Annotated in this window: 2 protein-coding genes and 1 pseudogene; all 3 read left to right on the forward strand. The window is 66.7% G+C overall.

Features of this window, described 5'->3' with window-relative positions; translation table 11 throughout:
• On the forward strand, positions 1-664 hold a 664-nt coding region (locus ACMUOO_RS16740), incomplete at its 5' end, for a chromosomal replication initiator DnaA (protein ID WP_413855766.1).
• Positions 665-716: 52 nt separating this feature from the next.
• Complete coding sequence (locus ACMUOO_RS16745; RefSeq protein WP_301919018.1) at positions 717-2,882, forward strand: RNA degradosome polyphosphate kinase; 2,166 nt, start codon at positions 717-719, stop codon at positions 2,880-2,882.
• A gap of 46 nt (positions 2,883-2,928) precedes the next feature.
• Positions 2,929-3,379: pseudogene (locus tag ACMUOO_RS16750) on the forward strand (exopolyphosphatase); the annotation flags it as partial.

Here is a 3,379-nt window from a genome sequence, read left to right on the forward strand (position 1 = left end):
TCAACTCGCCTTCGATCTGCCGGTGCGAACCGCACTGGGACGCGGGGATTTCTTCGTTTCGCCGTCGAATGCGCTGGCCGTCGCGCAAATCGACGGCGGCGGCTGGCCGGAGGGCAAGCTTCTCCTGATCGGGCCGGAGGGCGCCGGCAAGAGCCATCTTGCCCAGGTCTGGGCAGGCGAGAACGACGCCCAGGTGCTGTCGGCCGCCGCGCGCGCCGAGAGACCGGTCGAGGCGATCGCCGTCGTCGTGGAGGACGCCGACAGGATCGCCAAGGACCGCGCGGCGGAAACCGCGCTGTTTCACCTGCACAACCATGTCCTCTCCCGCGGAGGCCGGCTCCTTGTCACGGCAGCGACACCTCCGCGGCAATGGGGGCTCTGCCTGCCCGACCTCGCCAGCCGGATGGAAGCGACCGCGGTCGCCGAAATCGCCGCCCCAGACGACGCACTCCTCGCGGCCGTGATGGTGAAGCTCTTCGCCGACCGCCAGATCGTCGTCGCACCGAGCCTGATCCCCTGGCTGGTGCGCAGGATGGATCGTTCCTTCGCGAGCGCCCGCGCCATCGTCGCCGAACTCGACGCGCGCGCGCTCGCGCACGGCGGGCCCGTCACGCGCGAGATGGCACGAGACGCGCTGGACTTGTGCTCGCAACAGGGGTCATGATGCGCAGGCTTCCGGCATCAATGCCTTACCGATCGAGACCCTCAAGTCGCCAATGACACAAGCAGATTTCCTCAAGGCCCCCTTCCCTGCCCCGATCAGCCTTCCCGAAGCCGGATTTGCCGGACCAAAGCGGTTCTTCAACCGGGAGCTGTCCTGGCTCGCCTTCAACTGGCGCGTGCTCGACGAGGCACGCAACCCGCGGGTGCCACTTCTCGAGCGGGTGCGATTCCTGTCGATCTCGGCCACCAACCTGGACGAGTTCTACACCGTCCGGGTCGCGGGCCTGCGTGAACTCGTCCGCGAAGGCAACGCGATGTTCTCTGACGACGGGCTGAGCCCGGCCGACCAGCTCAAGCTCATCAACGAGGATGCACGGCGGCTGATGCAGACGCAGCAGAACGTCTGGAACAAGCTCCGGCGCGAGTTGGAGGCGAACGGCATCGCGCTTCTGACGCGGTCGAAACTGACGAAACGGGACGAGGACTTTCTCGCCGACTACTTCCTCAACAAGGTCTTCCCCGTCCTTTCGCCGCTCGCCATCGACCCCGCCCATCCGTTCCCGTTCATCCCCAACACCGGTTTCTGCCTCGCGCTCGAGCTCGAGCGGTCGGCGGACAGGCGGCGGTTGCAGGCTATCCTGCCGATCCCGCAGCAGATCAACCGCTTCGTGGCCATGCCGGGCGGCCGGCGCTTCCTGCCGATGGAGGAGCTTCTGCTTCTGCACCTCCACTCGCTCTTCCCCGGTTACCGGGATACCGGCCACTGCACCTTCCGCGTCCTGCGCGACAGCGACATCGAGGTCGAGGACGAGGCCGAGGATCTGGTGCGGGAGTTCGAGACCGCGCTGAAGCGGCGGCGGCGGGGCCAGGTGATCCGCATGAAGATCACCGCCGGGGCGCCGGAAGGCATCCGGGCGCTGATCATGGACGAACTTGCCGTCACCCCGGACGAGGTCGTCGAGGTGAAGGGCATGGTCGGCATGGCCGACCTGAAGGAACTGGTGCTCGACAGCCGCCGCGACCTGCAATGGCCCTCGTTCACTCCGCGCGTTCCCGAGCGGGTGCAGGACCACGACGGCGACATGTTCGCGGCGATCCGCAAGAAGGACATGCTGCTGCACCATCCCTACGAGACCTTCGACATGGTCATCCGCTTCCTGAACCAGGCGGCGGCGGACCCGAACGTGCTGGCCATCAAGCAGACGCTCTACCGCACCTCGCAGGACAGCCCGATCGTCTCGGCGCTTTGCGACGCCGCCGAAAGCGGCAAGTCCGTGACGGCGCTGGTGGAACTCAAGGCGCGCTTCGACGAGGCCGCGAACATCCGCCAGTCGCGGCGCCTCGAACGCGCGGGCGCCCATGTCGTCTACGGCTTCATCAACTACAAGACCCACGCCAAGATTTCGACGGTGGTCCGGCGCGAGGGCGAGAACCTTGTCACCTATACCCATTTCGGCACAGGCAACTACCACCCGATCACCGCGCGCATCTACACCGACCTGTCGTTCTTCACCGCAGACCCGGCGCTGGGGCGCGATGCGACAAAGGTGTTCAACTACCTTTCCGGTTACGTCCAGCCCGAGCATCTGGAAAACCTCGCCATCTCGCCGATCACTCTGAAGCCGCGGCTTCTGGAACTGATCGCGGCCGAGGCGGAGCACGCCCGCGCGGGGCGGCGCGGCGAAATCTGGGCGAAGATGAACTCGGTCATCGAACCCGACGTGATCGACGCGCTTTACGCGGCAAGCCAGGCCGGCGTGAGGATCCAGCTGGTCGTGCGCGGCATCTGCGGGCTCAGGCCCGGTATCCGGGGCCTCAGCGACAACATCCGGGTGAAGTCCATCGTCGGGCGCTTTCTCGAGCACAGCCGGATCGTCTGTTTCGGCAACGGGCATGGACTGCCCTCGAAGAAGGCGCGCGTCTTCATTTCCTCGGCCGACTGGATGGGGCGCAACCTCAGCCGCAGGGTGGAAACCCTGATCGAGACGAAGAATGATACGGTGAAGGCCCAGATCGTCAGCCAGATCATGGCCGCGAACCTCGCCGACGAGGCGCAGAGCTGGGTGCTCGGTCCCGACGGACGCTATCTGCGCGACCTCCCCGAGGGGCGCGAGGATCTCTTTTCCTGCCACCGCTTCTTCATGGAAAATCCGTCGCTTTCGGGCCGTGGCTCGGCCGGCGCGAAGGACGTGCCGAAGCTTGCCCACGCTCCGGAATGAGGGGTAGAAGGGTGCCGGGACCGAGGTAGCCGAAGGAATGACAGCCATGACCGCCGACAGCCGCGTGCATGGTGACGACTGGAGTCCTTTCGACCGGCCGCTGTTCGAGGACCCGTCCGCACGCGCGCTCGACCGCGTGGGCGTGGTGGACGTCGGTTCGAACTCGGTCCGCCTTGTCGTCTTCGACGGCGCGGCGCGCAGCCCGGCCTACTTCTACAACGAGAAGATCATGGCGGGCCTTGGCCAGGGACTGGCCGAGACCGGCCGGCTCAACCCGGAAGGCAAGCGGCGGGCGCTCGCCGCGCTCCGGCGCTTCGCCATGCTCGCCAAGGGAATGAAGCTGCCCCCCCTGACCTGTGTCGCCACCGCGGCCGTGCGCGAGGCCTCCGACGGGCCAGAATTCCAGAAAATCGTGGAGCGCGAGACGGGGCTCAGGCTCTGGGTGATCGACGGGCGGGAGGAGGCGCGCCTTTCGGCGCAGGGCGTGCTTCTCGGCT

This window comes from Albidovulum sp. (assembly GCF_041919395.1).
In the GTDB taxonomy this organism is placed as follows: Bacteria; Pseudomonadota; Alphaproteobacteria; order Rhodobacterales; family Rhodobacteraceae; genus Albidovulum.

Bases quoted from the DNA above. Each gene is read 5' to 3' on its own strand.
- ACMUOO_RS16745 (WP_301919018.1), top strand. From the start codon at position 717: ATGACACAAGCAGATTTCCTCAAGGCCCCCTTCCCTGCCCCGATCAGC.